Genomic DNA, 15605 nt, shown 5'->3' on the forward strand with positions numbered 1-15605 from the left:
GTCATAAACTAATTTTACACTAAAAACAGGTTTTTAGGAACCTGTTTTTTTCATATTTAAATACAAAAGGGGCGTCTCATTTTGAGACAGCCCCTTTTTGAATCAAATTTAATCTACTAGTTAGCTTAGTATAACTGCCAATCATCTCACATAAAAGTATATAAAGTATTTATTCATTTTTCTTTACTAGTACAACTATTGATTACTTAATGTGAGGTGATAATGTGAATTCGATTATTGTAACAACAACTATTGGTCTGTTAGCAGGGGTGTTGGGAACGGGTTTAGGAGGAATTGTTACTTTCTTTTGGCGAAAGCCCACTAATAAATCGGTTAGTTTCTTATTAGGAATTGCAGGAGGAATTATGTTAGCTATTGTAATGGTTGATTTAGTTCCTGAGTCTATTCATCATAGTAGTTTAGCATATGCAGTTAGTGGACTATTATTAGGATTTATTTTGTTAAGTATAACGAGTAAATTTTTTAGAAAGTATATAAAAGGAGAAGAGTATATTCATACAGGGGTGTTACTAGGATTAGGAATCTCTATTCATAATTTTCCAGAGGGTTTAGCAATTGGGGCAGGATATATTGCTACAGCTGAGTTGGGTTTTGGCTTGGCGATAGTGATGGCATTTCATAACTTTCCTGAAGGTTTATCAATGGCAACCCCAATGAATGTAGGAGGTTGGAGCCCTATTAGAATCTTTATAGCTACACTCTTACCTGGGATACCCATGGGTATTGGAGCTTTCTGTGGATCTTTAATAGGCTATATATCTCCAGAGTTCTTATCGGTTTCTTTGGGATTTGCGGGAGGAGGAATGTTATATCTAACCTTATTTGAATTGATACCTAGCTCTTATGACTTTGATTATGGTTTAGATGCTACTTTGGGAATAATAGTGGGATTGGGGACAGGAGCTGTTTTAACATTCTTATTTTAAAGATACTAATAACTTCAAGCAGGAACAACGCTAATACTATTTATTATTATTGTGATTTTATTGGTTAAATTGATAATTGCATAGTTAAAATGAAGTACTGCTTACTTTTCCAAAAATCTAAGAGATAAAATATAAAATTTTAATTTAAAGAGTAAAGTAATTGTTCAACAACCTAATTAAATTAAATCTCTTAGAATATAATAGATCTTTATAATAGTTGAATAGTCTTTATATTATATATGAATTGGGGTGAATATATGCGAAATTTTAAGGTGCTTGTGATTATATTTTTATTATTAATTTTGGCTTTTATGCAGTTTTATTTACCACAATCAATCTCCCAAAGGCTGACTGATACTTTAAAAGAAGAAGTAGATAAGAGTGATAGGCTAGAGGTAGACATTGATTCTTTTCCTGCGGTAGAACTCTTGTTAGGTAAAGTGGATAAATTGGAGTTTAGCGCAGATAATTTAGTTATAGATTCATTGCCAATTAATAAATTTGAAGGAAATTTTAAAGATTTAAAGGTTAAGAAGATAGATGGTCAATGGCAGGTAATAGAAGGGGAAAACACTTACCTTAAGTTGAAGGTCTCAGAAGAAGAGTTGAATCAATATCTTGCTAGTAGAGAGGAACTTGATATATTTGATAAATTTAAGATGGACCTTTTGAAGAATAAAGTAATGATGACAGGTGATATACAATTCTTTAATGCTAATGTCAAGATTCAATTAGCAGGAAATTTTATAGTTGCAGATAATGATACTATTGTCTTCAACTCTGATGAATTGGCAGTGCAGAATATTATTATCCCTAAGAGTTTGATCGAACAGATTAAAGATAAGTTACAATTTGAAATTGATTTTGCTGATTTGCCCTTTCCTGTTAAGATTCAACAGGTCAAATTAGAAGAGGATAGCTTAGAGATTTTAGGAGAGAACAAATAAGATTCAGTAACAAATGATGAGTTAGGGTTAAAAACATAAATTGGGATTAGACATCTTCATTAATTTATGATTCTAGAGTATAATTTAAAATTGTCTTTATACGGGGATAGTGCGACACTTTGTGTCGAGTGTGAGCTATGAGTGTGAATGTGCGTAAAACTTCTTTTTATTAGGGTTTACTCACACTCACACTCACACATCAACTCACGCTAATTTTAAAAGTGTTGTAATCTCTCCATAAGGTATTATTTTAAATTCACAAAACTATATCAGTGATTGAAGATTGGAGGTAATTGCTGTATAATATAGTTTATGACCAGCTGGTCAAACCTTTATAATCTACTTTTAAACTTGTTTTATTGATAAAAATTGCTTCTAGTGATAGGAGTTAATGAAGGTATAAGTTTAATATAACATATATAAGTAACTTCAAAAAAGTAATTATAATAAGGTAATAAACTATAGATAGAAGGGGTAATATGGAGAAGAGAAAGAGTTTGTATCAACTTGCAGGGCCGATTTTTATTGAAATTTTATTGTTTATGCTACTTGGAGTAGCAGATATTTTTATGTTAAGTCAATTTGATGATAGGGCTGCTGGTGCTGTAGGGGCATCTAATCAGGTAATTGCTAATCTGAATCTGATATTTGTTATAATCTCTGCTGGTACAGCAGTATTAGTAGCCCAGAATGTTGGAGCAAAACGAAATGATGAGGTAGAGAGAGTAAGTGCTATATCTCTTGCTGTAAATCTGCTAATAGGTATGGTTATAAGTATTATCATGATCTTTTCTGGAGATTACATATTACTTAAAATAGGGTTGACTTCAGATTTAATGAAATATGCTTCTGAATATATTACAATTGTAGGTGGAGCCTTATTCTTTCAGGCAATATTAAATACTCTAACTGCTATTATTAGAAGCCATGGCTATGCCAAGCAGAGCATGATTATAACTGTTATTATGAATATTATAAATATTTGTGGTGACGCAATCTTTATCTTTGGTCTATTTGGAGCACCAGTTTTGGGGGTGAAAGGTGTAGCAATTGCTACTACATTTAGTAGAATATGTGCAACTATTGTGGCTTTTGTTTTCTTATTTAAGAAGCTATTACCTCTGACTATATTCTCTCATTTAAAAGAGAGACCAGTTAGGGTACTTAAGAAATTATTCAAAATAGGTTTTCCATCAGCAATGGAGAATATGTCTTATAATTTAGCTCAGACAGTTCTGATGAGTATTATATTGGTTAATTTCGGTGAAATGTCCTATATAACTAGAACTTATGCCTGGATGATAGGTTGGTTTGTAATGTTATTTTCGATAGCCATCGGACAAGCAAGTCAAATAATGGTTGGGCATCTGGTTGGAGCCAATGAAATAGAGCAGGCATATGAGACTGGACTTAAGAATTTTAAAATCTCTATGGTTTTTACAGTAATAGGTAGTATATTTATCTTCTTTTTTGGGAAATACCTCATTGGATTTTATACAGATGACTCTCAAATTATCATATTGGGCACCTCGGTTTTGATGATAGATGCTTTTCTAGAGCCAGGAAGGAATTTTAATGTTGTGTTAATCAATACTTTAAGAGGAGCAGGTGATGTAATATTTCCTGTAGTAATGGCAATTATCTCGATGTGGGGAGTTGCAGTCTTGGGTGGATACTTCTTTGGAATAGTTTTGGGTTATGGACTTCCTGGAATTTGGCTAGGAATGACCTGTGATGAATGGATTAGAGGTATCTGTATGTTCTTTAGATGGCGGAGTAGAAGATGGACTAAGAAATCAATGGTTGGGTAATAAGTGACTATTTAAGAAGGTGCTCTATAAATTATCAATGTGACTTATATCATATTAATTCCTTAAATAGTATATTATAATTTAATTATAGTAATTGAAGTTATCAATTATTGACTCCCTTGTTTATATATATATAAATAGTAGCTGCTGGCAGCTACTATTTTTGTTTTAATAGGAAGTTATTTAATTTTTCAACCTCTTTTTTTACCTGTTGTATATACTCATCAGCAGTGAAGAACTGATAATTTGATTCGATAATAGCTAGTGCTCCTTTGATACTTGCTATTAAATTAAAAATAGCGATTTGATAGTCTGCTCTGACACTCTTTTTTATATCAGGTTTAATTTGAGATGCTAGTTTAAGGGCTAAGGATGAATTTTTAGCTATCTCTAAGGGGATATCGATTATCTGCTGAAGGGTCTGTAGATCTTTAAATTGCTTCTGCGAATTGAGTTTAAAGGCTTGAACATCTCCATCTATAGCTTGAAGAAGATTCTTTGCTATCTGCTCTAGTTTTTCTAAATCAATTGTTATTTTACTGACTTTAGAGGCTAATTTGAGCAGGGATACTCCTAATAGAGCAGTAGTAGCAATTGTTGATCCTCCAGCTGGAACAGGTTCTTCTGTACTTGAAATTAATTGGCTGAACTCTTGAATAGATTTCTTTATAATAATCTTAATCAACTCCTTATATAGATTTCTTGCAGCTAATTATATAATAGCTCAATATAGATGTCCAATCCTTAAATGAAACTTAATGGGTATATTGCGACACTTTAAGTTTTAGCTACGGGTTTTAACCCGTAGTGTAACATATCACCATCACCACAGGTTAAAACCTGTGGCTAGTAAATTTATCATTATAAAAAGTGTCGCATTATCTCTATAAATATATTCTTAAACTGGATTATAAAGTTAGGTACCATAGATAAATATGATTTTTGGTAAATTATCACTCTGAATGTGAGTTATATCATATAAGTTTAGTTTTAATAAATTTATAATATAGGTAAGAAGAATAAAAATTATCTAGAATTATTAGAAAATAAGTAGTAAATAAAGTTAAAAACTAGATTATTTATATATATAAGGAGGAGATTGAAGCTTTTATCCTGTAATTAATAAATAGGAGTGTATTATCTGTAAATCCTGTATAAATAATTATCTAGTTTTATGTATCAATCTAAAAGACCAAATACATAAATTATTTAGGGGGGATTTTTAATGTCAATGTTCTGTTATCAATGTCAAGAAGCAGCAGGTGGAAAGGGATGTACAGTCAGAGGTGTTTGTGGTAAGACTGATACTACAGCAAACCTGCAAGATTTATTGATCTACTTACTTAAAGGAATTTCAATCTATAGTACTAAGGCTAAAGAGCTTGGAGTAAAGACTCCAAAGGTAGATACCTTTGTTATGGAAAGCTTATTTATGACAATTACTAATGCCAACTTTGATAATGATGCTTTTGTAGAGCAGATTAAAGAGGCTTTAGAGTTAAGAGATGAGATTAAAGCTAAAGCAGAAACAGCAGGAGCAGAGTTTACTGATCTATATGAAGGAGCTACTTGGAGGGGAACAGAAGAAGAATTTTCAGCTAAAGCTGAAGAGGTTGGAGTCTTACAGACTGATAATGAAGATGTGAGGTCTTTAAGAGAGTTAATTACTTATGGTGTCAAAGGATTGGCAGCTTACACAGAGCATGCTTATAATCTAGGCTATGAAAATCAAGAGGTTTATGACTTTATGCAGAATGCACTAGCTGCAGTGACTGATGATAGTTTAACAGCCGATGAACTAGTAGCATTGACTTTAGAAACAGGTAAGTTTGGTGTAGAAGGTATGGCTCAATTAGATAAAGCTAATACAGAGACTTACGGTAATCCAGAGATTACAGAAGTAAATATCGGAACTAGAAATAATCCAGCTATCTTAATCAGTGGTCATGACTTAAAGGATATGGAGCAATTACTAGAGCAGACAGAGGGAAGTGGAGTAGATATTTATACTCACTCTGAAATGTTACCAGCTAACTATTATCCAGCCTTTAAGAAGTATGAGCACTTTGTAGGTAACTATGGTAACTCATGGTGGAAGCAGAAAGAAGAGTTTGAAAGTTTCAATGGACCAATTCTATTTACAACTAACTGTATTGTGCCACCAAAAGGCAATGCTAGTTATAAAGATAAGATCTTTACAACAGGTTCTGCTGGTTTAGATGGTGCAACTCATATCGAGGCTGATGAGAATGGTAAGAAGGATTTCAGTGAGATTATAGAGTTGGCTAAAACATGTGATGCACCTTCTGAGATTGAAAATGGAACGATTGTAGGAGGGTTTGCTCATAACCAGGTCTTAGCACTGGCTGATAAGGTAGTAGATGCAGTTAAATCTGGTGCTATCAAACAATTCTTTGTGATGGCTGGTTGTGATGGAAGAATGAATAGTAGAGATTATTATACTGAATTTGCTAAAGAATTACCAGAGGATACAGTAATTTTAACAGCAGGCTGTGCTAAATATAGATATAATAAGCTTGACTTGGGAGATATTGGAGGAATTCCTAGAGTCTTAGATGCAGGACAATGTAATGACTCATATTCCTTAGCAGTAATTGCAATGAAGCTGCAAGAGATATTTGAATTAGATGATATCAATGAACTGCCTATCTCTTATAATATCGCTTGGTATGAACAAAAAGCTGTAATTGTACTATTAGCATTATTATATCTAGGAGTTAAGAATATTCACTTAGGACCAACATTACCAGCATTTTTATCTGAGAACGTAGCTAATGTCTTAGTTGAGAACTTTGGTATAGCTGGTATTGGTGAGGTAGAAGAAGATGTTGAAATGTTTATGCAAGGATAATTTAATATAAATAATTTGAAGTCTATTCCTTTGGAATAGACTTCTTAATAATAAATAGAGAGGAGTTTTTTCAATGAATATCTATGACTTTGCTATTGATTTTGAGAGAGAAAATAAGGACTATTATAAAGAATGTGCTGAACAGACAACAGATAGTAATTTAAAGAGAATCTTTGATTATTTGGCTAAAGAAGAGAAGAGGCATGAAGAGATTGTTAAGAAATTAAAGCAAGAAGAGGAAGTGGCTGAGATAGAGTCTGATATCTTACCTAAAGCTAAAGAGGTCTTTAAAGAAATAGCTAAGGATATCTCTGTCAATAGTGAGAAGCCAGTTCAAGAGGATGTCAATTTATATAGAAAAGCTGTAGAGATGGAACGAAGTAGTTATAACTTTTACCAACAAAAAGCTGAGGAAGTTGATAAGCCTGTAATTCAAGAAGCCTTTTTAAAATTGGCAAAAGAAGAGAAACGACATGAAATCATTATGGATAATATTGTAGAACATCTAGAAAGACCTCTAAATTGGATTGAAGATGCAGAGTTTAATCACTTAGATGAATATTAGAGAGATTAACATATGGAACAGCAAAGGTAGATTAAAAGATTAAGGTTAAAAAATCTTAATCTAAATTCGTCTCTGTTCGTGAAACTGGTGGCAAAAAACTATTTGATTTAATCTTTAAATAGTTTCAATCAGAATAATTAACTATAAAGATTCTCATCCTAATTATAGGGATGAGATTTTTTTATTGAGTATATACAAATGGGGGATTTTATGAAGCGGTTCCTAGGTTTAATTATCATAATTGGATTACTTTCAGCTATATTCTTAATCGTTAAGAGGTATCAAGTTGAGAGTAGTAATAGGGATGTAGAGTTGGTAATAGATTATAGCTTGTTAGAAGAAAAGGAACAAGTAGATTTACTGATAAAGCTTCAAGAGTTGGGAGTAAGTTCAGTGGCATTGGAGCAGGAGAGTTTAAGGAGTTTAGAAACTAAGAATAGAATAACCTATTATTCAGGTAAAGAGCTTAATTTTTTTAATAAATTTATATCCCAAGATAAAGATTTTGATATAAATGATTTATATATTACAGGGAGTAGTAACTTGTTATTAAAGCTTAAAGATTTATTGATTACTAAACTAGGAGAAGGTAAAGTTGAACAAAGTGGTGATTTTCTAGTAATCTCTGATTGGAAAGGTGAAGATTTAGATATTCCTCTTTACTTTGATACTGAGGTGTTAGCTAAGTTAAAAGGACTAGGATTTAATTTTGTTCCTCGTATAGTTGCTAATAATTCGGTGGAAGATTTTCAAGAAGTAGTTAATAGATTAGCTGATTTTGATAAATTAATCTTTAGTGGAGACAATGTGCTTGGATATCCTACAGAGATTGAAGAGACAGCTAGAATTTTAAAGGATAAGGGGATTACTTTGGGAATAATCGAACCATTTATTGCTTATCAACTAGGGGTAAATCAGTTAGCTAGAAATATTAATTTAAATGCTGTAAGGGTACATAGTTTACAGCAAGAAGAATTAGCAAAGCTTGGTATTGAGAAGACAATAAACCGCTACTTTAAAGCGGTTTATGAGAGAAATGTCAGGGTTTTATACTTAAAGCCTTTTGATGAAAGATCAGATACGATTAAATTTATTGAAGGGCTAGCAGAGAGACTACATAAATCTGGTTATCGCTTAGGAGTAGCTAATCCTTTTAAAGAGATAAATAATAACAAAGTATTAAAGCTGATTGTGGCACTGTCATTAATAGCTTGGATCACTTTATTATTAACTTTTTGGAGTTCAAAGTTGTTTTATCCTTCTTTTGGATTGGGGTTATTAGCCTTAGTTGGGCTTTATATCTTTAATCAAAAATTAGTCTTAGAGTTGATAGCTTTAAAAACTGCAATCATCTTTCCGCTAATCACCTTTATCTATCTTCTTAATAGAATCAAGGGAGAAAGAACTTTAATTAATTGCTATAAACTCTTTATACAGGGAACTATGGTGACTATTAGTGGAGGAATTTTAATACAAGGGCTGTTAGCAGATAGAGAGTATCTCTTACAGGTTGCTCAATTTAGAGGGATAAAGTTGGCTTTTTTACTACCTTTAATCTTAAGTACAATTTATTACTTATATTTCAAATATAGTAGTTTGGAAGATTTAAAGCAGGATATAAGTAAGCTACTTACAAGAAAGATAAGTATACAGGATATAATGGTAGCTTCTATCTTAATTAGTGGAGGAGTTATTTATTTGAGTAGAACAGGGAATAATCCAATAATCCCAGTAACTGGCTTTGAGATACAGGTTAGAAAGCTATTAGAAGATATCTTAGTGATTAGACCAAGATTTAAGAGTTTTTTAATTGGACACCCCTTATTGATTTTAGGTATTTATCTATCTTTTAAAGAGCAACAGTATCTATGGGTGGTTTTATTAGGATTGATTGGTCAGATTACTATTTTAAATACCTTTTCTCATCTGCATACTCCCTTTATTGTCTCTTTATTTAGAGTATTGATTGGAGTGGGATTAGGGGGGGTTATTGGGGGAGGGTTCATTTCTATAGTCAAAATAATAAGCAAAGTTAGGAATAAGCCTTTACTTTAATTTTATTAGATAGTATTAAGTTGTTATATTTTTTAGGTTGACTGTTGACAGTGTATAGTTTACAGTTAAAAGAATAAAAATTAAGACATATAATGATGAAAAACAAATTGAATAGTTATTCAAAGTATTTTAAATGGTAGGAAGTACTCTGAGAGTAGCTTGATACGAATGAAACATAGCTACTAGTTATAGGTGAATAACTAATCTATGAACATTGGAGCTAACTGTGATTAAATTTTTATTTAGATTTTAACTGTAAACCGTCAACCGGTAACTGTCAACTTATATAACGGGGAAGTGAGACAATGAAAAGAGTAATCTTATCTGGATATTATGGATTTAAGAATGCAGGTGATGAGGCAATTTTAGCTGCATTAATCGATAACTTACAGAGAAGTGGAGCTGATATCGAAATTATTGTACTCTCAGCAAATCCAGAGTGGACAAGGTTGGTACATGGTGTTAAGGCTATTAATAGAACAAGTAGTAGAGCTTTAACTCATTATCTTAAAGGTGCTGACTTGTTGATTAGTGGTGGAGGTAGTTTGTTACAAGATGTAACTAGTAATAAGACTATTCCTTATTATTTGGGGATTATTCTATTGGCTAAACTCTTTAAAGTTCCAGTCTTTTGTTGTGCTCAAGGTGTTGGCCCTATTAATTATTCCTTTAATCGCCGTTTAGTAAAAGAGACATTAAATAGAGTTGATTTAATTACTGTTAGAGATAGAGATTCTAAAGAATTATTAGAGAAGATAGGTGTAAGAGAGGATATATATATGACGGCTGATCCTGTCTTTATTCTCAAAAAAGCTACTCAAGAGCGAGTACAGGAAATTCTTAATATAGAAGAGATTAAAGCTAAAGAGAATCTACTTGGTGTATCACTAAGACCATGGCAGGATAATAGTTACTTGAACAAGATTGCTAAAATTTTAGATCGATTAAAAGAGAAACTAGATATCAATATTTTATTCATTCCTCTCCATTATCCTGTTGATGTAGAGGTTAGTAGGAGGGTGGCTGAGTTGATGGAGAATAAAGCAGAGATAATTATTCATAGTTATAGCCCTCAGGAGGTATTAGGTTTGGTAGGAGAAGTTGATATGTTATTAGGTGTAAGGTTACATTCTCTAATTTTTGCTGCTTTAAATAGAGTTCCTCTTATTGGAATTTCATATGATCCTAAAATTGATAGTTTTCTCAATAGCTTAGAATTATCAGCATTAGCTCAGATTGATAATCTAGATATATCTAAAGACATTGGTGAAATAATTGAAACTTGGGGTAAAAAAGAAGAAATACAGAAGAAAATAAAGAAAAAAATTAATAATTTAGAAGGACTAGCTCTACAGAATATAGAACTATCATTAGGGATTCTAGGTGATAATCTATGAGAGAGAGAGTAGATATTTTAGGGGTATTAGTAGATAAAGTTAATCAAAAGGAGGCCCTAAATAAAATTAAATCCTTTATAAACTCTAAAGATAGCCATATTATAGTTACCCCTAATGCTGAGATGATTATTAGGGCACATCAGGATGAAGAGTTAAAGAGGATTATAAATTCTGCTGATCTGGTTATACCTGATGGGACAGGGGTAGTACTAGCTTCTAAGTTGTTAGGAAATCCTTTGGCTGAACGAGTTGCTGGGATTGATTTGGTCAAAGAATTATTAGAGACTGGCAGTAAAAAAGGTTATAATTTTTACTTTTTAGGTGGTGCTCCAAAAGTAGCTAAGGAGGCTAAAGCTAAGATAAAGAATAAATATTCCAATTTAAATATTAGAACCCATCATGGCTATTTAGATAGAGAATTAGAAAAGAAGGTTGTAGAGGAGTTGCAAGATAATAGAGTGGATATACTCTTAGTAGGGATGGGAGTTCCTTTACAGGAAAAATGGTTGAATAAACATCTATCTAAGGTAGATGTTCCAGTAGGGATTGGTGTAGGTGGTACCTTTGATATCTTAGCTGGCAAGAAGAAGCGTGCTCCAAAAATGATGCAGAACTTTCATTTAGAATGGTTATACAGATTATTACAGGAGCCTAAACGGGTGGGAAGGATGTCAGCATTACCCCAATTTATCTATGAAGTATTTCAAGAAAAGCTTAAAAAATTAAATAAGTTAAAGTAAGTAAGGGTGTTGGTGATGAGAAAACAGACAGTATATGATTATTTTTGGATTACGATTGGATCACTAATTACAGCAGCAGGGTTAGTAATGTTCTTAATTCCTAATAAGATTGCAGCAGGAGGGGTAAGTGGATTCTCTACAGTGATCTATTATCTCTTTGGTTTACCTGTAGGAATGGTCAGTTTAGCTATCAATATACCTCTTTTTATTATAGGTGTCAAGGAGTTAGGGGCTAAATTTGGAATTAGAACCCTGTATGGAATCTTTTTACTCTCTTTTGGGATAGATTTATTAACTCCATATCTGCCAGTATTGACCCATGACCTCTTATTAGCATCTATTTATGGTGGAGGGTTAAGTGGTCTAGGACTTGGGCTGGTATTTAGATCTAAAGGGACTACTGGAGGAACTGATTTAGTAGCTCAATTGATCAATAAATTTACTGGAATCAGTGTAGGTAAGAGTTTAATGATTATAGATTTTTGTGTAATCGCTTTAGCTGGAATAGTCTTTAATGCAGAGATTGCCCTTTATGCTTTTGTGGCGATGATGATTACTGGTAAAGCAATTGATATAGTACAGGAAGGTCTGAAGATTTCCAAGGGAACTTTTATTATTTCGGATCATTCAGAAGAGATTAGAAAGAATATTTTAGAGAAGATGGATCGTGGGGTTACTATCTTGAAAGGAAAAGGTGGCTTTACTGAACATAATAAGGATGTCTTACTCTGTATTATCAGCCGTTCAGAGGTCTCTGACTTAAAGAGGTTAGTACATAATATCGATAAAAATGCTTTTGTTATCATTACTGAAGTTCATGAAGTATTGGGAGAAGGCTTTACTGAGAATGCTTTTAGGGAGTAAAGAGAGATAGTGATGATTTTTGTGATTATCAGCTTAATCTATTATGTTAGTAGGTAGGCTGGTATAATAGAGGGATAATGTGATAATTTAGGAATCTGGAATCGGTTTTCAGCAATCTGTAAACCATACTGATTCCAAGTTCCTGATTCCTGACACAAAGCTGTTGCAACATCCATCTTAAGTTATAATCTCTATATTAAAATTAAACTAGCAGAAGGTGTTAATTTAATATATTCAAATTGAAAATATTGAAGATAAATACATTGAAAAATAAACTTTGGTATGATATTATTAAGTTGTCAGACGTCATACAACGTATATAGGAGGAGAAAAAATGGATAATAAAGAGTTAGCAGCTATGATTGACCATACTATATTGAATGCTGATGCCTTAGATAAAGATGTAAAATTGAGATGCCAAGAAGCTTTAGAGTACGGTTTTGCTTCTGTTTGTGTTAATCCTTCCTTTGTTTCTTTAGTTAGTAAGGAGTTAGAAGGAAGTAAAGTGAAGGTCTGTACAGTAATTGGATTTCCACTAGGTGAGACTACAACGGAAACTAAGATTTTTGAGACTAGAAATGCAATAAAAAATGGTGCTGATGAGATTGATATGGTAATCAATATTGGTGCGATTAAGTCAGGTGCCTGGGATATTGTAAAGGATGATATTAGAGCAGTTGTAGAAGCTTCTAAAGGAAGTGCATTAGTAAAAGTAATTATTGAGACCTGTTACTTAACTGAAGAAGAGAAGGTCAAGGCTTGTCAAATAGCAAAAGAGGTAGGAGCAGACTTTGTTAAGACGTCTACTGGATTTGGAACTGCTGGAGCTACTGTTGAAGATATAAAATTAATGAGAGAGACTGTTGGTCCAGATATGGGAGTTAAAGCATCTGGTGGAGTAAGGAGTAAAGATGATGCTATACAGATGATTGAAGCAGGTGCTACTAGAATTGGAGCTAGCTCTGGAGTTGCAATTGTAACTGGTGCTACAGGAACAAGTGACTATTAAAAATATATAGATAATAAAGAAAATACTATATTTTCCAATATAGTATTTTCTTTATTTAGCTTTATACTGAGTCTAAGTTCAATTAAATAGATTAAGGTAATAATAGAAGTTTATAGGTCCGTGAATCTAGAATAAAAATTAACTATGATATTATAGAGACAAAAAGTGATACTTTTTTACTTTTATAGTCATCCAACCTTAGAATGAAACAATACCATCTATCTCCTAATACCCAAACCGCCCCAACATCTCCATTAAATTACACCTTAGACTTGGAAATCTATATAGATAAACAACTCTAGAATGAAACAATAGAAGGATGATGCAACACTTTCGTTATTAGGTGGAAAGGTGGTTAGGAACTACCTAACTACCTAAATTTCTAACTTCTAACCACCAAAAAAAGTGTTGCTATATATCCATTAAATTACACTTTAGACTTGGAGATCTATAAATTTACTTAGACTGAAATTTAACAAAAATATAAATCACTTGACAAAGACTATTAGATATATTAAAATTATATTGTAAGATGTCAGACGACTTACCTTTACCAATTTTTAATAATTAAAGTTGTTAGAGGTAAGTTTTTTTATTTCAACTCACATAAATAGGTGAGTGGGTGGGAGAGGGAAACCAAACTAGAGGGAGGCAACACAATGAGTCAAGTTCTAATCTCTACAGTATGTGGAGTGTTAGTAGGTGCTTTATTCTCTTTCTTAAAACTACCTGCACCAGCTCCTCCTAACTTAGCAGGAGTTATGGGTGTTGTAGGTGTCTATTTAGGTTTAGTATTGAGTAAAAGCTTATTTTAGAAGACTAAAAAATAATATTATAAGAATATAAATTAAAGACTAGTAAAATTTTGTTTTAATAGAAGGGTATATCTTAATAAGTTAGACGTCTGATAAGGTAATAGTTATTGTATTGGTAGTCTTTATTTTAATTATAGACCTGTATATCAAACTCAATAAGTTGGCGTCTAATAATCAATAACTATTAATAAGCCTCTAATTACAATTCAGATTATAAATTAAGGGGGCTTTTAATATGTCAAAGTTAATTGGTATAGTTGGTATGTTTGTTTTAATTGGAATTGCTTATTTGATTTCTGAGGATAGAAAGAAGATTGATATTCGTCCAGTAATCGGTGGTTTATTATTACAGTTAGTATTTGCTTTTACAATTTTGAAGTTACCTATCGGGAAGGTAGCCTTTCAAAAATTAAGTGATTTTATTGCTACAATTTTAGGATTCTCAACAAAGGGTGCTGAGTTCTTATTTGGTTCTTTGATGAGTACAGGTTTTAGTTTTGCACTCTCTGTTATCCCTACAATTATCTTTTTCTCAGCACTTATGTCTGTATTATATTATCTAGGTGCTATTCAAAGGGTAGTAGAATTTATGGCTAAGATTATGAAGAAGGTAATGAACTTAAGTGGTGCAGAATCATTATCTGCAGCAGCAAATGTCTTTGTTGGACAGACTGAAGCACCATTAGTAGTTAAGAGATTCGTACCAAATATGACTCGTTCAGAGCTAATGGCTTTAATGTCAGGTGGTATGGCTACTGTAGCTGGTGGTGTAATGGCAGGATATATTGGAATGGGTATTGATGCTGGATATCTATTAGCTGCTAGTATCATGTCAGCTCCAGCTGCTTTGATGATGGCCAAGATTGTTGTACCAGAGACTAAAGAATCAGTTACTTCTGGAGAGATGAAGGTAGATATTGAAGTAAATAATGCTAATGTAATCGATGCTGCTGCTGAAGGGGCAAGTGAAGGTTTGAAATTAGCCTTGAATGTAGCTGCTATGTTACTGGCTTTTGTATCAATTATTGCTTTGATTAACTATCCATTAAGTTATCTTGGTACGAGCTTAGAACAAATTTTAGGTTATATCTTTGCACCATTATCCTTGGTAATGGGTGTTCCTGTAGGTGAAATTACTGAAGTAGGAAGCTTATTGGGACAGAAGATGGCATTAAATGAGTTTGTAGCATATACTCAATTATCAGAAATGATTAAAGAAGGGGTATTATCCCATAAATCTCAATTAATTGCGACCTTTGCCCTATGTGGATTCTCTAACTTCTCCTCAATTGCTATTCAAATTGGTGGATTAGGGAGTTTAGCACCAGAGAGAAGAGGAGAATTAGCACAATTAGGAATTAGAGCATTGGTAGCAGGTTCTTTAGCAACTTATATGACTGCTACAATTGCGGGAGTTTTAATGTAATAGAATAGAGTATGAAGGGAACGGTGGGAGCCGTTCTCTTTTTAATAAGAGACTATAAGTAAATTGCTTTAGGTTTTACAATATGAGTATATTGCGATAATTTTACTTTAAGAAAGTAAATAAAATCTTAGGTTGCAGCCCAAGACTACTTCCTACG

14 protein-coding genes are annotated in these 15605 nt (G+C 32.6%); 12 read left to right on the plus strand and 2 right to left on the minus strand.

Translation table 11 applies throughout. The features are described 5' to 3' along the window. Positions 1-224 precede the first annotated feature (224 nt). From ACTCDL_RS02285 to ACTCDL_RS02295, 3 genes are all read left to right on the plus strand, one after another. Positions 225-947, plus strand: coding sequence for a ZIP family metal transporter (locus ACTCDL_RS02285; RefSeq protein ID WP_463173709.1), 723 nt, complete (start codon positions 225-227; stop codon positions 945-947). 278 nt (positions 948-1225) lie between these two features. Further along, entirely contained in the window at positions 1226-1894 is a 669-nt protein-coding gene (locus ACTCDL_RS02290; RefSeq protein WP_463173710.1) for an LmeA family phospholipid-binding protein, read from the plus strand. A gap of 479 nt (positions 1895-2373) precedes the next feature. Then, a complete protein-coding gene (locus ACTCDL_RS02295) occupies positions 2374-3705 on the plus strand; it encodes an MATE family efflux transporter (RefSeq protein WP_463173711.1) in 1332 nt (443 codons plus the stop codon). A 157-nt stretch (positions 3706-3862) separates the two neighbouring features. Here the strand turns inward: ACTCDL_RS02295 and ACTCDL_RS02300 are convergent, their stop codons facing one another. Beyond that, positions 3863-4390, minus strand: a complete 528-nt coding sequence (locus ACTCDL_RS02300; RefSeq protein WP_463173712.1) for a cyclodeaminase/cyclohydrolase family protein — start codon at positions 4388-4390, stop codon at positions 3863-3865. A 540-nt stretch (positions 4391-4930) separates the two neighbouring features. Here ACTCDL_RS02300 and hcp point away from each other — a divergent pair. The 6 genes from hcp to ACTCDL_RS02330 all read left to right on the plus strand — a co-directional run bounded on the left by hcp (position 4931) and on the right by ACTCDL_RS02330 (position 12198). Continuing rightward, positions 4931-6577, plus strand: a complete 1647-nt coding sequence (gene hcp, locus ACTCDL_RS02305; protein WP_463173714.1) for a hydroxylamine reductase — start codon at positions 4931-4933, stop codon at positions 6575-6577. A 73-nt stretch (positions 6578-6650) separates the two neighbouring features. After that, positions 6651-7142, plus strand: a complete 492-nt coding sequence (locus ACTCDL_RS02310; RefSeq protein WP_463173715.1) for a ferritin-like domain-containing protein — start codon at positions 6651-6653, stop codon at positions 7140-7142. Between the two features lie 210 nt (positions 7143-7352). Further along, positions 7353-9197, plus strand: coding sequence for a DUF5693 family protein (locus ACTCDL_RS02315; RefSeq protein WP_463173717.1), 1845 nt, complete (start codon positions 7353-7355; stop codon positions 9195-9197). A 305-nt stretch (positions 9198-9502) separates the two neighbouring features. Further along, positions 9503-10594 (plus strand): polysaccharide pyruvyl transferase CsaB, encoded by a 1092-nt coding sequence (gene csaB / locus ACTCDL_RS02320; RefSeq protein WP_463173718.1) that lies wholly within the window; start codon positions 9503-9505, stop codon positions 10592-10594. Further along, complete coding sequence (locus tag ACTCDL_RS02325; RefSeq protein WP_463173720.1) at positions 10591-11334, plus strand: WecB/TagA/CpsF family glycosyltransferase; 744 nt, start codon at positions 10591-10593, stop codon at positions 11332-11334. The genes csaB and ACTCDL_RS02325 overlap by 4 nt, the downstream gene beginning before the upstream one ends. Positions 11335-11349: 15 nt before the next feature. Next, positions 11350-12198, plus strand: coding sequence for a YitT family protein (locus tag ACTCDL_RS02330; protein ID WP_463173722.1), 849 nt, complete (start codon positions 11350-11352; stop codon positions 12196-12198). Positions 12199-12239: 41 nt separating this feature from the next. Here ACTCDL_RS02330 and ACTCDL_RS02335 read toward each other — a convergent pair whose 3' ends face one another. Further along, positions 12240-12374, minus strand: a complete 135-nt coding sequence (locus ACTCDL_RS02335; protein ID WP_463173724.1) for a hypothetical protein — start codon at positions 12372-12374, stop codon at positions 12240-12242. A 158-nt stretch (positions 12375-12532) separates the two neighbouring features. Here ACTCDL_RS02335 and deoC point away from each other — a divergent pair, with 158 nt between their 5' ends. From deoC to ACTCDL_RS02350, 3 genes are all read left to right on the plus strand, one after another. After that, on the plus strand, positions 12533-13207 hold the full coding sequence (deoC, locus tag ACTCDL_RS02340; RefSeq protein WP_463173725.1) for a deoxyribose-phosphate aldolase: 675 nt from the start codon (positions 12533-12535) through the stop codon (positions 13205-13207). Positions 13208-13866: 659 nt separating this feature from the next. Beyond that, complete coding sequence (locus ACTCDL_RS02345; RefSeq protein WP_463173727.1) at positions 13867-14022, plus strand: XapX domain-containing protein; 156 nt, start codon at positions 13867-13869, stop codon at positions 14020-14022. Between the two features lie 235 nt (positions 14023-14257). Beyond that, complete coding sequence (locus ACTCDL_RS02350; protein ID WP_463173728.1) at positions 14258-15448, plus strand: NupC/NupG family nucleoside CNT transporter; 1191 nt, start codon at positions 14258-14260, stop codon at positions 15446-15448. The last annotated feature ends 157 nt before the right edge of the window (positions 15449-15605 follow it).

The sequence above is a fragment of the Orenia sp. genome (assembly GCF_055140805.1).

Excerpts from the sequence above, each read along its gene's own strand:
- ACTCDL_RS02295 (WP_463173711.1), top strand. The coding sequence starts at position 2,374 with ATGGAGAAGAGAAAGAGTTTGTATCAACTTGCAGGGCCGATTTTTATT.
- hcp (WP_463173714.1), top strand. The coding sequence starts at position 4,931 with ATGTCAATGTTCTGTTATCAATGTCAAGAAGCAGCAGGTGGAAAGGGA.
- ACTCDL_RS02310 (WP_463173715.1), top strand. The coding sequence starts at position 6,651 with ATGAATATCTATGACTTTGCTATTGATTTTGAGAGAGAAAATAAGGAC.
- ACTCDL_RS02315 (WP_463173717.1), top strand. The coding sequence starts at position 7,353 with ATGAAGCGGTTCCTAGGTTTAATTATCATAATTGGATTACTTTCAGCT.
- csaB (WP_463173718.1), top strand. The coding sequence starts at position 9,503 with ATGAAAAGAGTAATCTTATCTGGATATTATGGATTTAAGAATGCAGGT.
- ACTCDL_RS02325 (WP_463173720.1), top strand. The coding sequence starts at position 10,591 with ATGAGAGAGAGAGTAGATATTTTAGGGGTATTAGTAGATAAAGTTAAT.
- ACTCDL_RS02330 (WP_463173722.1), top strand. The coding sequence starts at position 11,350 with ATGAGAAAACAGACAGTATATGATTATTTTTGGATTACGATTGGATCA.
- ACTCDL_RS02335 (WP_463173724.1), bottom strand. The coding sequence starts at position 12,374 with ATGGATGTTGCAACAGCTTTGTGTCAGGAATCAGGAACTTGGAATCAG.
- deoC (WP_463173725.1), top strand. The coding sequence starts at position 12,533 with ATGGATAATAAAGAGTTAGCAGCTATGATTGACCATACTATATTGAAT.
- ACTCDL_RS02345 (WP_463173727.1), top strand. The coding sequence starts at position 13,867 with ATGAGTCAAGTTCTAATCTCTACAGTATGTGGAGTGTTAGTAGGTGCT.
- ACTCDL_RS02350 (WP_463173728.1), top strand. The coding sequence starts at position 14,258 with ATGTCAAAGTTAATTGGTATAGTTGGTATGTTTGTTTTAATTGGAATT.